14 protein-coding genes are annotated in these 19106 nt (G+C 54.0%); 6 read left to right on the top strand and 8 right to left on the bottom strand.

The genetic code is table 11. The annotated features are described in order from the left end of the window. Positions 1–210 precede the first annotated feature (210 nt). Both OHL20_RS19360 and OHL20_RS19355 read right to left on the bottom strand, forming a co-directional pair. The gene (locus tag OHL20_RS19360; RefSeq protein ID WP_263384797.1) at positions 211–1710 is read right to left on the bottom strand and encodes an ATPase domain-containing protein; all 1500 of its coding nucleotides are present in this window, start codon (positions 1708–1710) and stop codon (positions 211–213) included. Continuing rightward, positions 1707–1940 (bottom strand): hypothetical protein, encoded by a 234-nt coding sequence (locus tag OHL20_RS19355; protein WP_263384796.1) that lies wholly within the window; start codon positions 1938–1940, stop codon positions 1707–1709. The genes OHL20_RS19360 and OHL20_RS19355 overlap by 4 nt, the downstream gene beginning before the upstream one ends. A gap of 491 nt (positions 1941–2431) precedes the next feature. On the opposite strand from OHL20_RS19355, the gene OHL20_RS19350 reads away from it, so the two are divergent. Continuing rightward, positions 2432–3100: a hypothetical protein gene (locus OHL20_RS19350; RefSeq protein WP_263384795.1), complete on the top strand. Its 669-nt coding sequence runs from the start codon at positions 2432–2434 to the stop codon at positions 3098–3100. Between the two features lie 52 nt (positions 3101–3152). Here OHL20_RS19350 and OHL20_RS19345 read toward each other — a convergent pair whose 3' ends face one another. Beyond that, a complete protein-coding gene (locus OHL20_RS19345; protein ID WP_263384794.1) occupies positions 3153–3602 on the bottom strand; it encodes an NUDIX hydrolase in 450 nt (149 codons plus the stop codon). Between the two features lie 219 nt (positions 3603–3821). Between OHL20_RS19345 and OHL20_RS19340 the strand changes: the two genes are divergently transcribed. Further along, on the top strand, positions 3822–4802 hold the full coding sequence (locus OHL20_RS19340; RefSeq protein WP_263384793.1) for an aldo/keto reductase: 981 nt from the start codon (positions 3822–3824) through the stop codon (positions 4800–4802). Between the two features lie 309 nt (positions 4803–5111). On the opposite strand, the gene OHL20_RS19335 is transcribed toward OHL20_RS19340, so the two are convergent. After that, the gene (locus tag OHL20_RS19335; RefSeq protein WP_263384792.1) at positions 5112–5576 is read right to left on the bottom strand and encodes an ImmA/IrrE family metallo-endopeptidase; all 465 of its coding nucleotides are present in this window, start codon (positions 5574–5576) and stop codon (positions 5112–5114) included. Positions 5577–5675: 99 nt separating this feature from the next. After that, a complete protein-coding gene (locus OHL20_RS19330; protein ID WP_263384791.1) occupies positions 5676–6017 on the bottom strand; it encodes a helix-turn-helix domain-containing protein in 342 nt (113 codons plus the stop codon). Between the two features lie 216 nt (positions 6018–6233). On the opposite strand from OHL20_RS19330, the gene OHL20_RS19325 reads away from it, so the two are divergent. The 4 genes from OHL20_RS19325 to OHL20_RS19310 all read left to right on the top strand — a co-directional run bounded on the left by OHL20_RS19325 (position 6234) and on the right by OHL20_RS19310 (position 12142). Beyond that, a complete protein-coding gene (locus OHL20_RS19325; RefSeq protein WP_263384790.1) occupies positions 6234–6404 on the top strand; it encodes a hypothetical protein in 171 nt (56 codons plus the stop codon). A gap of 77 nt (positions 6405–6481) precedes the next feature. Beyond that, complete coding sequence (locus OHL20_RS19320; protein ID WP_263384789.1) at positions 6482–6703, top strand: hypothetical protein; 222 nt, start codon at positions 6482–6484, stop codon at positions 6701–6703. Between the two features lie 240 nt (positions 6704–6943). Beyond that, positions 6944–8221, top strand: a complete 1278-nt coding sequence (locus OHL20_RS19315; RefSeq protein WP_263384788.1) for a HEPN domain-containing protein — start codon at positions 6944–6946, stop codon at positions 8219–8221. Positions 8222–8719: 498 nt separating this feature from the next. Further along, positions 8720–12142 carry an ATP-binding protein gene (locus OHL20_RS19310; RefSeq protein WP_263384787.1) on the top strand — a complete coding sequence of 1141 codons (3423 nt, stop codon included), beginning with the start codon at positions 8720–8722 and terminating at the stop codon, positions 12140–12142. Positions 12143–12265: 123 nt separating this feature from the next. Here OHL20_RS19310 and OHL20_RS19305 read toward each other — a convergent pair whose 3' ends face one another. The 3 genes from OHL20_RS19305 to OHL20_RS19295 all read right to left on the bottom strand — a co-directional run bounded on the left by OHL20_RS19305 (position 12266) and on the right by OHL20_RS19295 (position 18885). Continuing rightward, positions 12266–13735, bottom strand: coding sequence for a hypothetical protein (locus OHL20_RS19305; RefSeq protein WP_263384786.1), 1470 nt, complete (start codon positions 13733–13735; stop codon positions 12266–12268). A 132-nt stretch (positions 13736–13867) separates the two neighbouring features. Next, complete coding sequence (locus OHL20_RS19300; protein WP_263384785.1) at positions 13868–17896, bottom strand: NACHT domain-containing protein; 4029 nt, start codon at positions 17894–17896, stop codon at positions 13868–13870. Beyond that, positions 17893–18885, bottom strand: coding sequence for an SIR2 family NAD-dependent protein deacylase (locus OHL20_RS19295; RefSeq protein WP_263384784.1), 993 nt, complete (start codon positions 18883–18885; stop codon positions 17893–17895). The genes OHL20_RS19300 and OHL20_RS19295 overlap by 4 nt, the downstream gene beginning before the upstream one ends. Positions 18886–19106: the final 221 nt, after the last annotated feature.

The following is a 19106-nucleotide window of genomic DNA, read 5'->3' as shown; positions in this document are numbered from 1 at the left end:
GCATTACGTGGCGCTTTCCGGTAATCCCGAAGCCTTCCGGATCGCTCAGAAGCTGATTGTCTACCGCGCAAAGTTCTTCCGTTGTATCGGATTGCACAGGAGCGCTGGCTTCCGGGAGTGAAGCTTTCAGTCAAGGACAATCCACCGTGAGGTGTACACGAATGCGGCCCGGCGCTGATCACTGACTTCAATGGCCATCTCAGCTGTGTGCTAGGTCTTTCGATTGCGTTCTTCGGAGCGCAAAAGCGAGTGCGGTTGGGGTATTCCCGTGATCAGGTCCACATAATTCTTGAAGCGTTCCCCGATCACGATCCCCTCGCTCGTGATCTGATATTGCCGGATATCCCGGCTGTGAACACCCCGGCGCATCTTCACCACCATCAGTATCTGGCTCAACTGACCGTCGATTTCCACGTAACGCATCCGGATGATGTCGTCGGTGAGAAACGAGATGGAATAACTGCTGAACAGCAGTTCGGTGAACGTCTCCGGCATTTCCAGCGTGCTTAGGATCGTGATGCCGATCGCTGTAAGCGCAAAGATCATGCGATAGAGCGATTCACGAAAGTCAGCGCGGAATGCGGGCGCCAACGCCATCTCGAAGCCGGCCAGAGAATCGATGACCAACCGCTTTGCTCCCGTCCTTTTCACGGCGTCCAGAATCTCCTGCATCATCTCGTCTACTGACAGATCCAGTGGCCGGAGGTAGATTACCTCCAAGCTTCCGTTGGTCAGAGGCGTCTGAAGATCTAGGCCGAACTCCGCGGCACGCGCGGTGTATTCGTTAGGCCGCTCTTCAAAGACTGCCGCGATGCCAGATTCTCCCGCGAGTAAGCCCGCGGAAAGAAACTGTGTCGCCATGAGCGATTTGCCAGTACCTGAAGAACCTGCAATCAGCAGGCTGTCCCCTTCCGGTACGCCTCCGCCCATCATCTCGTCCAAAGCTGGAATTCCCATCGACAGGCGCTTCACACTGCTGAATGTCTTTCTGCCCCCAAGTAAGCCGAGCGTTCGTGAGAACGCCTGCAGACCAGCATCCGTGATACGAAAGGTGTGCAACCCGGGCACCGACGCTTGTCCGCGCAGCTTCATGATCTGCATCTTACGCACGACAGAGTTTCGATCAACCTGCTGGAGGAGCCAGAAGAGACCATCAGCCACGGTAAAGACCGGGTTATCGCGCACCTCGGACTCGGAATACTCCCCAATCAGGAACGTGGTTGCCTCGTACGTGGTGAGCAGCATCGCCAACTGCTGGACGAACGTTTGCACAGCCAGGTCCTTACCGTTGTGCACTTCGCTGCGTAGTACCGAACGAAACGAGTCCACCACCACAATGCTGGGGTTCGCGGCTTCCACCTGTTTCGAAATTTCATCGAGCACACCCTGGAGCCCGCGCTCGATCAAATCTTGGCTAAGATTGACAAAGCGTACGGCATTGTTCAGCTTCGCAGCGTCGAAGAACGTGAATTGCTGCTGATAACGCAGCATTTTCAGCGCCGGTTCGCCCAGAACCGTAAAGTACAGGGCGGGCCGCTCCGGAGTGGCATTGGCGAAGATGAACTGATGGGCCAATGTCGTTTTGCCACATCCAGGGGAGCCGGCGATGATGTTGAACGAAAGTTCGGGAATCCCGCCGCCAAGTATCTCATCGAGTCCAGGCACGCCCGTAGGTAGCTGGTTGATCTTGACCTTTTTCTCTTCATTCATTTCAATTCTGTCCCTTCCAATTCTGTTTCGGAGTTAGGCAGTTCCAGCCAGACATCACGTAGAAGCTGCAGCGTAAGAGACTCGCCGATCACAGTGAACATCAGCCGGAGCAAGTTCGAGACAAGTACCTCGCCTCCCTGCTCGCCCGCGCCCTCGCCCCCCTGCAAGGAGCCATCCGGCTTTACTTCCCATGCGCAAAGAACTGGACACTCCTGCTTCGCCAGTTTCATCGCTCTAGCCAGGAGAGAGTGGAATCCCGGTGACCCTGCCAACCGGGCCAGTGGACGACGCACCTTGTCACACACTCGAACGGCCGCGACAAAGTCGGAAATGGCGCGCGTTCCCTCCACCTCTTCGAGAGCGAGAAGTTGTTTCGCGAGTTCGCGCGTTGTCGTAACGTGTGAGGGTTGCATCGTGCGTTCGCGGACGTGTACAAGAGCTTCCGCGACCAAAGTGTACCTTGTAGGAAAGTGAATGACTGGTCAATAAGGAACAGCTTTCCTGAACCGTCCGCCTGTCAACGCGTCTTCTTCAGCGTGCGCTGAAGAACCCTACTTCACCCTTGGTCAATTTTGCTCGTCTTCAGGAGGACCTTTTTAGTACGTTCTTTAGAGCCCCTCAATGGCATCTTTCAGGGTTCTTCTTCGAACTGGGCGATGCAGCATTACTCGCAAGATAAATGCTCACGGTCTCGATGAGTCGGAGTATACAAGGAGAATTAATGCTTCCTCAAGCGATGGTTCGCGACTGGGCCCGTAGGCTGATTGCTTCCGAAGTCGGCGTCGATCAACCTTCCGCTCGTACCGAACGGGTCTATGAAAAGCTACGGACGCAGCTGCGCGCACCGGTGGGAACTGATGGCTTCCAGGCTTTAGCTTGTCGTGCTCTGTCTTTAGCCAAATCGCAGTCCCCCAGGCTCAGCGAAGTGCAGCTTTTGGCAAACGGCGGCCTGAAGGGCCTAAACGACATCGAATCAGAACTGGACGCAGATGGCGATGTAGAGGTTGGTATCATCTTGATCGCGCAGCTTCTCGGACTGTTTCTTACGCTTCTCGGAGAAGCGGCTACGGTGGGGCTGGTAGCAGATGTCCCTCTTAGGCTTGAGGACGAAGCTCACGTAGACAAGCTCGTAGAAAGCTCGCGCGCGCCGAATGCGAACTACTTAGGTCCGTTTGAGAACATCTCTTTAGAAGCCGAGCAATTGAGGAACGTGAGCGAACGCCTAGAGAGCTTGGCGGACAAACATTCCGATATTAATGAGGTTATGAGCGTTGCGGGAAGCATTCGCAACATTGCTGCCGTCCTCGACGTTTTCACTCTCATCCGAGGCAAGGCTGGCAGCTCGCCAGATAGCGTACTGAATCCGCCGCCGAACGGCTATCTTAACTGAAGATTCCTACCGCCCGCGAAATAGAAGCGTCACATGATCGCGCTCGTTCACATCAAGCGATAGACCCTTCGTCCGCAGCAAACCTCCGAAGCGATTCGTTATGGTCGAATGCCAAATCCATGACGAGAGCCTGGCGGAGCGGGTACCAGGCGACCGCCTGAAGATCGTCCGCCGCAGCGGCAAACAGCTTTGATTTGAGATCGGTCGACCACACGGTATCGACAATCTGACCGCGTGGGTCGCGGCGGGGGTCTGACTGCACGGTAACAAGCTTCATCGTCGCAGCGGAGACGTCAAGGCCTGTCTCTTCTCTTAGCTCGCGGGCCGCGCACTGTTCTAGTGACTCGCCACCAGCATTGAGAAAGCCTCCAACAAGAGCCCAGACGTTCGCGAAGGCTTTCGACGTCTGGCTCCGTTGACCAAGCAGTACGAAAATAACGCCACTCTCGCGATAGAACGGAATGATTGAGCTCGTGATGCCGTCGATCGTTTTATACGCCATTGACCATATGTTAGCCGTGGACAGGCTGCACCGGCGAGCGGTAGGCGAGCTGCATCGCCAAGACTCCCCAAAATCGGAAGACGAATAGGAGGAAGAGTTCATGGGTTGTGTTCAATTGCTCAGTAAATCGCCCGAAATCAGGAGAACCTGACGAGGGTGTGGTCGTTGTGTACGCTATCCGGGTGTTGGATTTGGAATCGGCGACCGAAAAGGAGTCTCATGCAGTACGCGTACTTGGGTCGCACAGGTTTACAGGTCAGCCGTCTTGGGCTGGGCACAATGAACTTCGGCATGGTCACGGACGAAGCGACAAGCTTCGAAATCATGGACGAGGCTTTGACGCATGGAGTGATCTACTTCGATACCGCTGATGTATACGGTGGTGCTCAGAAGCCCGACATCAAAAAGGGCTACGGTGTTTCTGAAGAGTTCATCGGGAGGTGGTTTGCTCAGGGCGGTAGACGGGAGCATATCGTTCTCGCGACTAAGGTATACCAGCCTATGGACCTTGGACCGAATGACCGGCACCTTTCGGCTTACCACATCCGCAGGGCGTGCGAAGACAGCCTTCGTCGCCTACAAACGGATCATATCGACCTCTACCAGATGCATCACATTGATCGGCGTACACCTTGGGAAGAGATCTGGCAGGCCATGGAACTTCTCGTGCAGCAGGGCAAAATCCTGTATGTCGGGAGCAGCAACTTCGCCGGATGGGACATCGCGACGGGTCAAGGAGCCGCGACGGCCCGCCACTTCATGGGTCTCGCGTCTGAGCAGAGCCTCTATAACTTGACGGCGCGCACGATTGAATTGGAGGTTATTCCGGCCTGCAGGTACTACGGCCTTGGTCTGGTGCCTTGGAGCCCTTTGGGTGGCGGTCTACTGGGCGGTGCACTGCAGAAGGCGAAAGAAGGAAGACGTTCCCAGGAGGGCGGAAAGATCGAGAAGCTTCGTCCTCAGTTGGAATCCTATGAGGCCTTATGCAAGGAGCTTGGAGAGCAACCCGCCGATGTGGCCATGGCTTGGCTGCTCCGCAATCCCGTTGTGACCGCTCCAATCAGCGGTCCACGCACTAAAGCGCAACTCACCGAGAGCCTCCGCGCATTGGAGATCTCCCTTTCCGACGAGACGGTCCGCCGCCTCGATGAGATATGGCCTGGTCCCGGCGGCGAAGCACCGAAGGCTTACGCGTGGTAGTCGGCAACGATGGTTCGCCCCATTTGCCTATGGACAGATCACTCCGAGCTTCACTGATCACCACGGCCCAGGCTGCACGCCGGACTAGTCACCGGCCTTCACGCAACCTCAACGCCCGAGGCTCACACATAAGCTTCTTTTCTCTGTTTGGAGGGCAAGCATGACTTCTTCAACGATACCAATCAAAGTGGATACCCTTTGTCTCGCAAGACGGGGTCGATCAGGTGGAAGCGGGTTTCTACCGTCACGCCGGAGCTAAGAAGCGTTTGGCTCGGAACGGACGGCCGGGACACGGGAAGAAATGGCAATTTATGCGCGGCGCCGAGCATATTGGATATTCACGCCGCTAGTGTGCATCCGGTAGTTCAGCATCTTGGAACTCACCGCGTACTGTTGGCATACCATTTCATCGGAATAGCCCAGTTGCCGGACACGCAGGAGACTTGCTCGCGGCAAAAGCAGGCAGCCCGATAGCCAATTGGCCTGCTCCTCTTGATCTGCATCGAAATGTCTTAAGGCGAGTCTGCTTTTGGGGTCGATATAAACGGTGCCTGGAACATGCTCCATCAAGAGATGTGCGACCTCGTGCATCAAGTCGCTGTTCTGCCGCCCTTCCGAATGAGCGGGGTTGTAAACAATCAACGGAGGTCTCGTCGAAACCGTAATGGCAGACCAGATGTCTTCATGTTCCGACAGCAGGCGGTGGCAAACGTCGGATGGCAGACCGGGCAAATCCTGCGGAGTGACAATTGTCGCTTTCAGGCTTTCAGCCAATGCGCGAGCTCTCAACGGCTCCCAAGGCTGCATCCCACGTTGTCGGCGGGTCGCTTCCGCTGTCTGTTCACACCAGGTCTTGAATCCTCTCTTGAACATTCAGACTTTCGAACTCGCGAACGCCTGTGCCGCCAGAATCAAGGCGGCTAGGTCTTGTGCAGCCTGAAGGCTGTAATGCGCGTCTGCTTTGAAATGAACTGCTGCGATCACGGTTGGGGCGACGACAGCCGGTTGGGCCTCAATGTTGTCGATTTCGAGGATGTCGGCTGGATCAACCTTCAAAACTGAACAAAGCTTCCCGAAGGTCTCGATGTCGGGCAGCTTGCCACGTTCAATCCTTGAGAGCGTCGCAGCACTGATGCCAATCTCGCGGGCGAATTCCCTTACTCCGCGCTCACCGCGCTTCTCGACCAGCAATTTGCTTAGTTTAAGGATGTTCACGCTGTTTCTCCAAAGAAACGCGTTGCACCTATTGACAGCCGACCGGACTTCACTCTACAGTCGAAATTAGGCCCACGCGATACATGTTGCATGCTTGAAACATATCACTGACTGCACTGACTTTGAAAGTGCATATGGAGATTCTGGGCAGGGAAAGCTATCCCCCTACCTGCCATAGGCATAAAACTAACCTACTCATCGACGAAGGAGAAGATTATGGCAGGCACCATGAATGCAGCGAACATTACGCACGGTTTGAAGTTGGCAGGCGGAAACACAAGGATGTGGGTGGGAGTGCTGGTCATAGCGTTGGTACTCGCAATTGCCTTCGAATGGCTGTCGGTTGAAGAGAACAGGCAGCGTCTGGAGTGCGGGCTCTTTAGCTGAGAGTCACGGCTGGTTAGCGCCTACCTACTCGCCGTTGGTCGCAATATCTCGTAGGAAGCAACAAAGGAGGAATCAAAATGAAAGAACCGGGTTTGGATGGTCGTCACCGTGACAAAACTCCGCCGAAAGCGGGTGAAATTCAACAGAAACGAAGCGACACGCTCAATCGGAATCTGAGCCGGCCAATTCCACAATTTCGTTCTGATGCCACACTCGGACGGATGCGCGAAGAAACAGGCAAGGTGAGTGAAGAAGCGGTTCGGAGAGCTGCCCGAATCCTACGCCCTGATAAGGGCTGAGGTCTTTGCCTTCTTCACGGACCCTTCGGTTTTCTGGTTAGAGCGAAGACCGCTTCGGCGAGAATGTCGAACTTGGCTTCTCACGGGACTGCGACGTGTTCGATGAGACCAATCCGAAACGCAAAGCGGGTTACCTTCACGTCCGGCGTGTCTGATATGGCCTATGGACGAAACTCCTCTGCGCTTTGCTGTTAATTGTTCTCGGTGCCTGCGAAGTCTGGACGGCACTAGGATTATTGCATGACTGCCAAAGAGAAACGCATTATCGGTGCCGACTTGAAGACACTATTTTCTCTGAAGGCATTCCTTGTCTTGAACACCATTGAGGAATGGAAGGCGGTCGGCTTAGTTCATCCCACCGTCCGCACCGACGAGAACAGCCACCCACTCTCTGAGGCCGGAATCTCAGCACTGCGCCGAATCACGACCATCATGGAGAACGACCCGGCACTGCGAAAGGCTTGTTCGCAGCACGAGATCGCCCTACAAGTTCACACCAGCTACGAAGGATGGATTAAACGTTCACTCCAACCGGATGCCGATGAATTCATTCAAGAATGCGCAGGGAGCCTTATGGCGACGGTCAAGGAGCGATTTCATCTCGTAATGCTCGATGGATTGGAACTGAAAGATCTGGACAAAGTCGAGTTGGGAACGATTTCGATCTACAAGCCTGATATGAAGTTGATGAGCGTTGTCCAGTTCGGCGGGGCCATCACAGAGGATTGGATCGAACGAGACTTCTCTAAAGGACTGTGGCTAATCGGCAAGACAGAAGGAAGCCCAGAAGTCTCTCTGGAACGGTTCGACCACCAAACTCTTTTGGTGATTGGCATTCTTGCGGTGTGCGGAGCGATCTTATATGAGGGTTCGATCTGGAGATCGCACCTCCGGGCTGGCTTGTCGCCACACAGGCAAACGATGCCGACATCGATCTTCCGTTGGGATGCAGATGGTGGAGATCCGACTGTCTCCCGGCTTTGGGGAGAAGATCAGAAGTTGCCGTTGGATGCGAAACTAATTGACTACTTGAGGGAGCATTGCTTTCTCAATCAGTTGTCCGCTCTTTCATCCGAGGAAGAGAAAACGCGATTGCAACAGTCGATTGAGCGCGCCTTGTACTGGTTCGCAGATGCTCACGGCGACCGGAATACGACGATGCGCTTCGTCAAATTGTGGTCATGCGTGGAATGCTTCTTCGCATTCCAAGAGGAAAACATCACCGAAGCAAACGCACGTGGTATGGCCACGATTTTGACGTTTTCCGGTTATCAGGTTTGGACCGTAGAGGACTACTCTAAAATGAAGAGCCGATTGAGAGACTTGTATGGCCTACGATCCCGTGCTGTTCATCGTGCGGAGTTCGATGAAGTTCAACTCGTAGATTTAAGAGATCTTTCTCGATGGGTGGCGTGGCTCATCATCTCGATGACCGCTCTCGCAGAACGGGGTTATCGCACGCTCAGCCAGGTCAAAGAGCAGACGGATCGACTGGATGCACAGATGCGAGGCGCCTAGCGGAATCACTGGGTGATGGAGCGAGGGAGGAGGCTTCCTCCGGCCTCAATCTCAGCGTTTGAATCGCTTAGGATGGAAGAACGCTTTCCGACTAAAAGGCGACCGACATGAAACAGCAGATCAACTCCGTGAAGCTCGCTTACTGGTATTTCCGGCTCAATGACAACAGCTGAAGCACTAGAAAGACTGAATGACGCGACGTACGAATTGCTCGCGATCAGGTCGCTCCGAGAACTCGCAATCGATTGCCGTGCAGTCATTCATTCGGGGATGAATGCACAGCAGAAAACTGTTCCCTCCCCCCTTGACGGCTTTTGTCGCGTCCCAGGAGTGGAGCCTCCACAATTCGTCATGGTTGCGGCAACCACGACGAACCTCGCAAGTCTGAAAGCCAAATGGCTCGCACCACTCCCGACTGATGCGAGCAAGTCAACGCCAGCGAAGTCCGGATCATCGAAGGCCAGGCCGAAAAAGAGGAAACCGTCAGAGGATGGCGACTTGACCAAAGCGATTAAGCGGGCAACAGCGCTGCGTCAGGAAAATCCAACCGGCTCCTTTATTGTCTATCTGGCTACGAATCGGAATCTGCCTTTGGATTTGGAGGCGGGCGCTCGCACGATGGGCCAGTTGGCGGGAGTGGAAGTTCGCTTTCTTGAGCAAAGCAGACTCCGGGACTTCTTAGACATGAATCCCGTTGGGCAGTGGCTGAGACAGGAACATCTTGGTATCGATGCGGATCAAATCTCCTTACCGTTGCTTCAGAAGCTGAGCGATGCAAACGTCGTCGGTTATGCCAACGACGTCGCGATGTTCGATTATTTCGCTCCGACGGAAACTAAATCCAATGCACTGGTCCTGCAGAGGCTGCAGAACCCCTCGGCATATATGCACCTACTCGTTGGCTCTTCTGGTGTGGGTAAGAGTGTGACCGCCTTAGGCGTTCTTCGGAGCCATGTCGCAAAGGGCGGTATCGGCTTGTGGCTCTCGTCGGAGGCCGTAGAACATTCGCTGAGTTTGTCGGATGCAATTCGAATCGTCCTGAGTGCGCTTCATCCAAAAATCGGAAGTGACGCAGGAACCGCCACCATCGCATTGGGCGCAGAGCATGGGCCAATCCTCTTGGTTGTCGACGATATCAACCGATCGAATGCGCCGATGCGTGCGATAAAGAAGCTGCTTAGCTGGTTGCGCCCCGATTCTTCGCAAACTACGGGGGTGCGTCTGATGGGCAGAGTGAAGGTCTTATGCCCACTTTGGGATTCCTATTGGTCTTCGATCAGTTCCGACGCAGAAATGAGCAGTTGGATAGACGTGCTGCATCTTACACGGTTTACGAGACCAGAAACTCTCGTCCTACTCAGAACGGCACAACGAGTATTTTCCGACATAGAGATCAATCGTTACGCTGACGCCCTAGAAGATGACCCGATTCTGGTTGGATTGTTTGTTCGCATGCTTCGTGTGTCCTCAAGCTCTCAACCGATGGAGCTGTGTTTTGATGCAATTGGCACTTTCATTCGAAGTTCCATGCGTGATTTGGCTTCAGTTAGAGGTGAGTCGGATGAATCGTATATCACCGCGATCGAAGAGCTTGCGCGCCAGATGGTGATACGCCGATCTTTCCATCCAAGCTGGGCCGAACTTCAGAATTGGTTTGCAGCAAGTGCTCTCAATCTCCAGCGCCTCGATTCGGTAGCGGCACAAGGACATATATGCAGAATCCGAGAGACAGGTACGCTTCGTGTCCTCGAGTTTCGACATGATCGTCTCCTTGAGTTCTGTATAGCGAACGCCCTCAAAGCGATCCTGCACGGGTCTTCAACTGACTGGACTCTTGCTTGTGATCCTTACTACGTTCCCTACCTAGGGCGGTGCTTGGCACGAAGCGAGTTTGGAAACGACGTCTTGACTCGTGTCGCGAAGGAAAGTCCCGCCGCGTTGGTCGCATCTCTGCGCTTTGTGACGCGCCCATTGAATGGCTATGGGCGGCAGCTAGTAGAACGAGCTGGGACCTGGCTTTCGGAGGCCCGGCGATCTTCCGCCCCGATGCGCCACGCTGTACAGCTGCTCCGGGAAGCTGAAACGCCATTCACCCTTGAAGTGACAGAGTCCCGAAAGAACGATCCACTTCTCTGGGATGCGAGACTGCGTTGCGGCGATGCTAGGGCAGGAGCCTTGACGCTCGCACGCGACTTTGCGCCTAGTTCGATTAACCACTGGTTCGAACAGTTGCTGAAGGAAGCGGATGAACAGCACCGAGATGAACTCGTGGCTGGAATTGTTGAGATATTGCAGAACGAGTTGAATGTTGGTCTGCTCAATGGTGCACTGACACTTGCTGGATATCTAGGCCTTGCAGCGTTGAAACCGGCGATCGCGTCCCTTTGGAGGCGCGCATCTGAGGACGCAAAGAAGCGAATTCTCATGCCGATTCTGTGGGCTGCTTTGCGTTGCGCTGGCGACCAACCATCAACGCTGCTTGCTCCGATCCTTGAGACGATCCTCCTTCTAGACGACAGCACAGAAAATCCGTCACGGCTAAGCGAACAAGCACGGTTCTTAACGGATGTCGGTTTCGCCGGAAGACATGGGTATTGTATTCCGGTTCTGCAATATCTGACCGAGATTGGGAAGGAGGAACGCTTTGAACGGGCTATCGTCGCAATTCTGGACCATGTCGACCATCCCGTGGCAATCCGCTTTCTCACGACCAGACTGGCATGGTGGAGGGAAAGGGCCCGGGGTCTCAGCCATTACGCGACGACATGGAAAGAAAACTGGGAGAGCAAGCATGGAGGCAACCCAATAAGTCCTGAATCGCTCGATGAATTTCAGCTCATCTGGACAGACCTGAAAGAGTCCGAATGGCTCCGGACGTATGCGTTCGCATGTTGGATTGAACTTGCTCCTGAAATCGAATTTCTTAAAGAAGTGCCGGACCTGTGCCCCGTGGATCGATCATCGCTTTTCAGCAGAGCTAGGGCTGGTGATCGCACTGCGACGAAAGAGTACTTGGCCTACCTAGAGCGAGATTGGCACTTTCTCTTCGTGATGCCCGAAATCTGGTCTTCAGAACTGATGCCAGTAGCTAGCGAATGGCTCTTGAAACTTGATGACATGTCCGACACAGACGACGGCGAGATGGAGCACGCCCTTGCAAGAATTATTCGGGACATTCCGGTTGCGGACGGCGAGATTTTGTTGGTGAAGCACTGGGATCAAGTGGGAAGACGCAAGGCGTTCGTCCAAGCAGCTTTACACGTTTCAACGGATCAGATGCGGCGGCTTGCACAATCGTCCATCGAAGGCTGGCGGGATGACGATGACCCTTTCGAACACATCGACCGGTACTTTTTTACGGGAGCCTACAAGATACGCCCCGACGACCGTTTGTCACTCCGGCAGCTCGAAGGTCTTGCTCCCTATGTCACTCGGCTTAGTTCTCAGACGCTCGGAGAACTGATTGATTTCTGTGGGAAGCGGGGATATTTCGCATTTATGCGTACTAGCCTCTTGCAGGAAGCGCGAAGTAGGCTTTCCCTGCCGGGACTCTCCGACCAGGAAGGTGCATGGCTCCGTCGGTCGATGCGCGATTGGGCTCCAACTTCGCAGGAGATAGCCGAGGAATTAGATCGTATTGGAGCGAATGAGGAACTCCACAAAGGTTTTCAGATCGAGATCATGCTTGAGCGGTTTCTCAAGGCGGATCAGCCGATTGAGCTTTTATTCAACTCGCTTGAGGCATGGCTTACAACGTCGCCAGATGCAACTCGTTTCGCAATCAGTTCAACCCTAGTCCGCTCTTGGGGCAAGCGAAACCACTTGGCGATCTTGGAAAACTGCTCGTTTGCTCAAAACTCTGCTGGCGAGGAAATGCTCGGAGACTCCCGCTACGACGTATTCAAACGGTCACTAGAATAATGAGCGTCGGGCTGAACATTCCTCTAATGAAGATGAGAAGCACTGGTCAATTCAAAGAGAAAAGTCCAACGTGATTGCAAGTGCCGGCACTCTGAGATCGATGGATTCGAAGGAGTTCCACTACTACGGAAAGAACTGGATGCCCAGTTGACTCCTTAGCCAATCGTACCCGTCCGAAATAAACGGCTTTCCCCAGTCAAGCTTGCCGAAGACCCGGTGGAGCACATTGAAGTGTTCGCTCTTCGGGCTCATGGTGCAGACTTTAAGTTCCTCAAAAAGGGCGCCCCTCCACGCCAACAAGTGTGGCACAGGTTGTCCACCCGTGTAGAGTACTTCGGAGGGCTGCCAGCCCACTGCAAACATGAATCGGAAGTAGCGCTCAACGATTTCATCGAGATGTTCCGGATCTATGCGGCCGGGCTCGCTCATAAGCTCCCAGATTGACAGACACCAGAACTTGACCAGCGTCGTTCCTGTTGACGACGGCGAAGCATCCTGCGGTGCCACTCCGCTATTTCTAACAGACACGGCTACCGCGTTCCGGATCAAATCTTCGAAATCAGAGGTAATCTCGGTTAGCAGGTACGAGTATGGCGTAAAGGGAATGTGGGGTCCTGAGGCGCTCTCTAATGCTGCCACATCGTATTTGGAGTGGCTATAGATCTTCATCAAAATCTGCCACAGATCCGAGATGTAGAAATCTTCTTCTACACCTAGGTCGACAGCCGAGTCGAGCGCGAGGACTTCGGTTTTGATCGCAAGGTATAAGAGGCAGTTCGCACGCTTCGAGACGCCTTGTTTCGCGACATAATTCTCGTCAGACAGGTTGTATGGGACATCAAGTACGCCACTTTCGATCTTGTTCATCGCAGTGATAATCAGCGGATAATGTGCGTTCGTATCGTGATACCAGTGAGGGTTCTGAAATGTCGACTCAATCAGCGTTTCGTCCGAACTGGTGAATTGTTGGTGCTCGATTCCTCCAAATCTCCTTACGACCGCGGCCTGCAACGGCGAGGTCTCAGCCGCCAGAATCTCTCGAACGACCGTTTCAACAGAGTGCAGACGACTTTCAAGAGATTCAAGAAATGGCCTCTGGGCAAGCAATTCCAGATGAATGAAAGAGTGCGAACTCACCATCTGGTGGACCAGGCGTGGATTAAATAGGAGGGTTGCGGTGTTCGGTGGCAGCTTCAATAGACCTAGACGATTTCTTCGAAGTACCCTGTCCACTTCATCAAATTCGCTTTCGCGAAGCGCTGCCTGCAGCAATTCCTCCAACTGCGGCAAGTTTCTGCTCGTTAGCTTAGCGTTCCACCAGAGAAACCAAGCTAGAATCGCCCCGCAAATCGGCAACACGAACGCGCCGAGACCGAGTAGGTAGGTCACCAAGTCGAGTCGCCAGCCAAAGGGCGGGGCTACGCCGAATGGCGCGTCACGGATGATGAGGAGTATCAGGGCGACGAGGCTCGAAGCAGGTAGAAGCCAGGTCGGGACGAACAGCAGTAGGGCGCGGCGTTGAACGGGGCCCATAATCGCGACCGCGGCGGCCAGTAAACCGAAGAACGTTAGTAAGGCTTCCAAGTTCATCATCCGGCCTCATGCCGTTGTATTTTAGCGGATTGCTAATGTCTGTCCTCCACTTGTCGCGGAGCCAAAGCAATTAGGCAAAAGATTCAAGAGATGAACTGCCGTCATTTGCGCTCTAAGCAGTCTCTCGGTGCCTTATCTCACTGCGTTCTCCAAACGCATCACAAGGCGAGTTGCTTCCGGCCAGCCTGCGGAAAGAAAGACGTCAAGAATGGTCCCAAGATTCGCCGCATTCTTTGCCTTCGAAAGAATGTCTTTGTGATCTGCGAGCACGATTTCGGTGAGTTTTACTACCTCACCAATCGCCATGCTGTCGAACTCGTAGCCCAAAGTGATCCCAGTGAGCAAGCTCGCCGTGAGGTCGAGAACAACTTCAGGATGATATGCAACGACGAGGCTGAATGTCTGAACGATGTGGTGCGTCGTCGTCGCAGCGATTGGTCGGCGCCGCTTAGGACGACTCTGTTCGCAAAGGCTGCTATACAAGGGAAGCACTTCATCAAAGAGCATAGACCTGGTGTCGTCGGACAAGAGTTTAGTGTCTTCCCGACGAAGGTCTGGACTGATATCTAGGTTGAGATACAATCTGAAGCCGACTGTATCAATGACGTGGAGGAGGCTTTGAAGAGTGTTTTGTAAGCCCTCCTTTTCACCCGAGCCTAGCGTTTGCAGCGCATCGACAATTTCCAAAATCGCACGATCGGTGGCCATGAGGACATCGAGGATGGTTGCTCGCGCACGTCGGCGGATCGCCGAGTCAACGGATGTTCCACCAGGCAGTCCCTGCAGGAGGAAGTAGGCAGACGAAAATGCCATCTGATTTAGCTCAGCTTCAGACTGCTTGGGTTCGCTCAGGTACGAGTCTAGTACCAAATGGGCCTTTGTGTTGTCCAAGTACACGTAGAGTTGCGTTAGACAGTCGACAGAGTCCCGGATAATGTCTTTAGACTTTTTATTGGGAAGGCATTGATGCAACGCATTCGCCAATCGTCCTACTACTCGATCCGGTTCAGAAAGGGCTACATTCGGGAAGACAACACTTCGAATGAGAGCGCTAAACACTGCGGGGGATTTTTCGGCCTCTAGACGTCCATCGACAAACTTCCAATAGAAATCCCTATCGCGGGCGTGAAAATTGGCTGCTCTGGCTGCGATCTGGTATCGCACTGCGGGGGATTTATCCGTAGCGAGTTTTGCAAGGAGCCGTCTTAGAGTCGCATCGAGGCCCTGACCCCATGCAAAATCCATAAGGCCCTGTGCCGCTTCAATCTTCGGAGTGGGACCCCACACACTGTCGAAAGTAGCGTCCGCATCATCCGGAGGAACCGGAAAGGAATGCTCAGCGGCTCTTTCGAGAGCAATCCGACAAAGCACAGTCAACGAGGAGTCTTTTGGGAGGCTTTCGTTTCTGACAATGGCCTTCGCCACGGCGGCCGAGGCAGTCACAGCCTGAGCGAGGACTCTTTCATCTGCGCTCGCTGGATTTTGGATCTCATTCAGCAATTCACGGAGATTCTCTTCGACCTCATAGCAACGCTCAAGCGGGGGGACAGTGTTCATGAACTCGCCCTCAAAGTTGCTCAGCCGACGGGCGTGTTCCAGAAGTCTCTGGTTATCAGGTTCCTCCGGCTTTACGCCTTGATCGCGCAGCCAGTCCTCGTTGCTGAACGAGCCAGTGCGGACGGAGCCAATTGAAAACATTGGGCGGTTTTCCGGAATGCCTTCGGCGGCACGAGCCATCTCGACGATGCTGCGCGCCTCCGGGCCGAGCAGTTCCTCCGGAATGCAGCCGAGGAGGCGGTTTCGGATCACCGTCGCATCTTTGTAGATCCCGGATAGCTCGCTCTGAGGGATCGCCAGGACCGCGGTCTCAATTGCTTGGCGTGCCGCGGTATCGTATTTTTCTGATGCGAATACCTTCTTGATGGCGTTTCCTGCTTCCACCGTCGTTTCGAGTGCGGCAAGGATGATAGGTGTTTGCAGGAGTTCGACACAGAATGGCAGGATGTCGTCGTGAACCCATCCGAAGTGGAGCAGGTGTTTCCAAACGACTGCATACTTGCTCTCCCTTGCCAGTGCCCTTAACGCGTCCTCTACTTGATTCCGAGTCAGCTCTTCCGCGGGGAGCATATCTCGAACATTGTTTAGAAAACGGCTCAACAATTGAAGCGCGTGGCTCGTCCGGTGAGATTGGTCCCAGATTTCGCTGCGGTCCGATTCGAAGGTCACCTGGACGCCCAAATACGTAAAGGAGGTCTTGTAGAGTCCCAGTTTCTGGATCGTCTCTCCCTCTTCACGAGTGACCTCTGCGGTGATCGCCAAAGCCGCGGCTTTAGCCGCCAATACCAAGTCTCTCTCGAGGAGGCGCGGATACTTTTGATCAAGGATGTAGTACGACATCGAGTAATCTTGCGCTCTCGTCGAGGTGAAAGACATAACCGGACCACTGCCACCCATGGGGGTAGTGTCCTGTGATGTTTCCTCATAGGAGAAGACCCTCTGATATATCTCGACAGCGAAAGCGGGATCGTAGGCGATCACGTTATTGATGTTGGTTGTGAGGCAGTAGGTCTCATTGGACGAAGCTGTAGGTTTGCCAACGCGGTCGAGAATTTCAGAAAAAGCCGCTCTCGCAGAGATCGGTATGAGGGCATAGTGATTCGCGATGAGCGGAAGAACTCTTCCTGCGGCGAGGCTAGTCAAGCTGTAGGCATTTGACGGGGACATGTCCCCGTCGGCCTCAATCCATATCCATCTGAGAAGCTTTAGAGCCGACGCCGCGACAACGACCTGGTCTGCCTTGCGCTCTGTGGTTCGCGATGCGATCTCCAAGAGTGCAATCGTTTCATTTACGAACCGTAGGTAGAGTTCATCGGTAACTCTGGCCAAGAACCAGATCCATAAGCGATGTTTGTGGGAGCCAAGGCCGTTGCGCGCCTGGAGAGCACGCAGAAGGAATAGGATCGCCGTAATCCTCTCATCCTTGCCGAGCTTGAACATTGGCTCTAAATCGGAGCTGTCATTCGCCAGGTCTTGAATCACGCGTGCCGGAATAACGGGAATGCGGATGGCAAGCGACTCTCCCACGGTCAGCAAGGGAGTGATCGTCTTCCAGAAGAGCGCCCGATCGTAAAACCATACCGAAGCCAAGAGGTACGTGCAGCTCGGGCGGAAGAAGATGCTCCGAATCGGATCTGCCTCCAAGAAAGGCAGAAGCCTTTGCTCATCCAGCAATAACTTCGCGACGGCGAAGTCGAAGAGAATGTTGTGCGTAAAAGCAATACGTCCCGTGATGCTCCGTCGTAACAAATCGTCGCTCTGCAGCCCACGCATGACAGAGTCGCTCGGTTTGACCACCGTAGCAATATGGTGGGAGGAAACTGAGAGGATCTTTGAATCGACCATTGCCTCAGTCAAGCTCGTCAACAGTGCCTTTCGTGCCTGTGAGTCTCCTTTGTTCTCAAGACGATGCAGCCAGTATCTGTCAAGGAGTTGGACCTCCGACTGAACCTTGGAAAGCCAATCAATCTCAACCTTTTCATCGAGCAAATGAAGCACGAGCCAGAGGTTGAATGGGTTGCGGAGGACCGCCTGTAGATCTTCGGAGGCACCGTCAAACACAAACTTGAGCCGCGGGTCTTGACGGATCGCATCGTCCAGCTCTTCGTTAGATAAAGCCGGTACAAGAAGATTTCTGGCAGGAATGGATGCACTCTCGAATCCTATCGGCATACGAGCTGGAAAGAGCGAGTGAAATTCTGTCGATTGCCGCGCATCGAAGGTCCGCATGCTCGCTACAATCCGCCAATCGGGAAGCTCTCGATGCACGAGTCGGATGAGATCCCGGAAAACTCTTTGTGTTTGTTCAACCCGCAGAGAATCCAGAGAGTCTATGACAAGGTAACGCTGTTTTCCCGGATAGGATCGTAACGCATCCACCAGGTTTGAGATCTCAAGGCTCTCTTCCAATTCCTTGATGCTGGTTGCCGCGTAGTCATCCGCATACAAGAACACCACCGCGTCGCCATCGTTGGCGCGTCGTTCGACAAAATTTTGTAGCAGCCAGGTCTTGCCCGCGCCGGGATCACCCAGCACCAACAAGGACGCCTCTGCGGCAGCAGCTTCCAACCCCTTAAGCAAACCTGTTCGCGAGAGTTCGATCAAAGCAGCCCTCCAGTGCGATGTTTTCGCAGATTGTTTTTTGTGAGTTTCAGCAGTGAGTTGACGTCCGAAGACTCCCCGCTGGAGAGAGCTTCGACGCCGAGACTCCGTGCAGTCTGCGGCTCAGGAGCAACACTGTCCGGCGGTGCCAGGCGCGGGGTCAAGCTGGTCTGCATCTGATCCTTGATCATCTGAAGCAACTGGCCGTACCCGGAGTACTTTTCGTCAACGGGTGAGAAGAAGACCGGTTGAATGCCGTAGGTCACTCCCAGTTGAGCCCGCTGGGCCATTTCAGATGCGCCTTCAGCAAGAGGGAGCACGCCGAAATGCCGGGACTGAAGATTGAATTCTCGCTTTGCGGTTCGAAACCCGGACAGTAGATCCAGATCGCTAAAGGAGAAACCAAAGAACACGCAGGATTCCCTGATGGTGACGATGGTCCAAAACCCCTTAACCACCGCCGAATTGGTGTACTGCGATCCATACTGTGTCTCTGTCAGGACGATGCGTTCTGGCACGTCGTATCGCCCATGCACATGCACCACATGGCGCGGCTGCTGCCTATCAGTCAGATCGCAAAGGAACTGAGCCGCTACCTTATCGTCGTGGAGGCAGAGATACGGGCAGCTCTGGCCGGGTTGAGAAAGAGCGGATTCCAGGGTTGGATCATAATTACTGGTAAGGAAGTGCCGGAATGGCAGGCCGACCAGCGTCTGGATGTCCGGGATAAAATCGTTCTTCGGGGCAAATTCATGACGGAGGATCGCGTGGTAGTGTTCGCCAAGGGCTTCGGCGAAGATCTCCGCTGCCACGAGAAATTTGAGTCCAGCCACCACTTCAATCGGAATATCATCTTCGCCATACCGGATCTTATCCCCGACCCTCTCTCGGGTTTTCTGTGCGAGCTTTTCGATCAGCTGAGCCCATGTGGGATAACCGGCGGCGACTGAAACGCCCGCGCCGGTGAAAGCCAGGGTCTGGCCTGTTCGCATCTCCGAGATCATTTTGCTGAAAGCGGATCTGTTCTCTTTGGTATCGATGAGCAATGCCGCTGATCTCCGTGGGAAATCTACATCAACGAAATATATTTAGGCCTTTTGGAATTCATGGATTGCGGGTGATGTTTATGGCAAGGAGGGTGTCTTTAGACTCAGCCGAAATGGTCTTCAACTGCAATTGTAAGTCCGCAAGTCAGCCGAGCGCCCGAGTAGGA

The organism is Granulicella arctica (genome assembly GCF_025685605.1).
Classification (GTDB): domain Bacteria; phylum Acidobacteriota; class Terriglobia; order Terriglobales; family Acidobacteriaceae; genus Edaphobacter; species Edaphobacter arcticus.
This window is presented reverse-complemented; position numbering and strand designations above follow the sequence as displayed.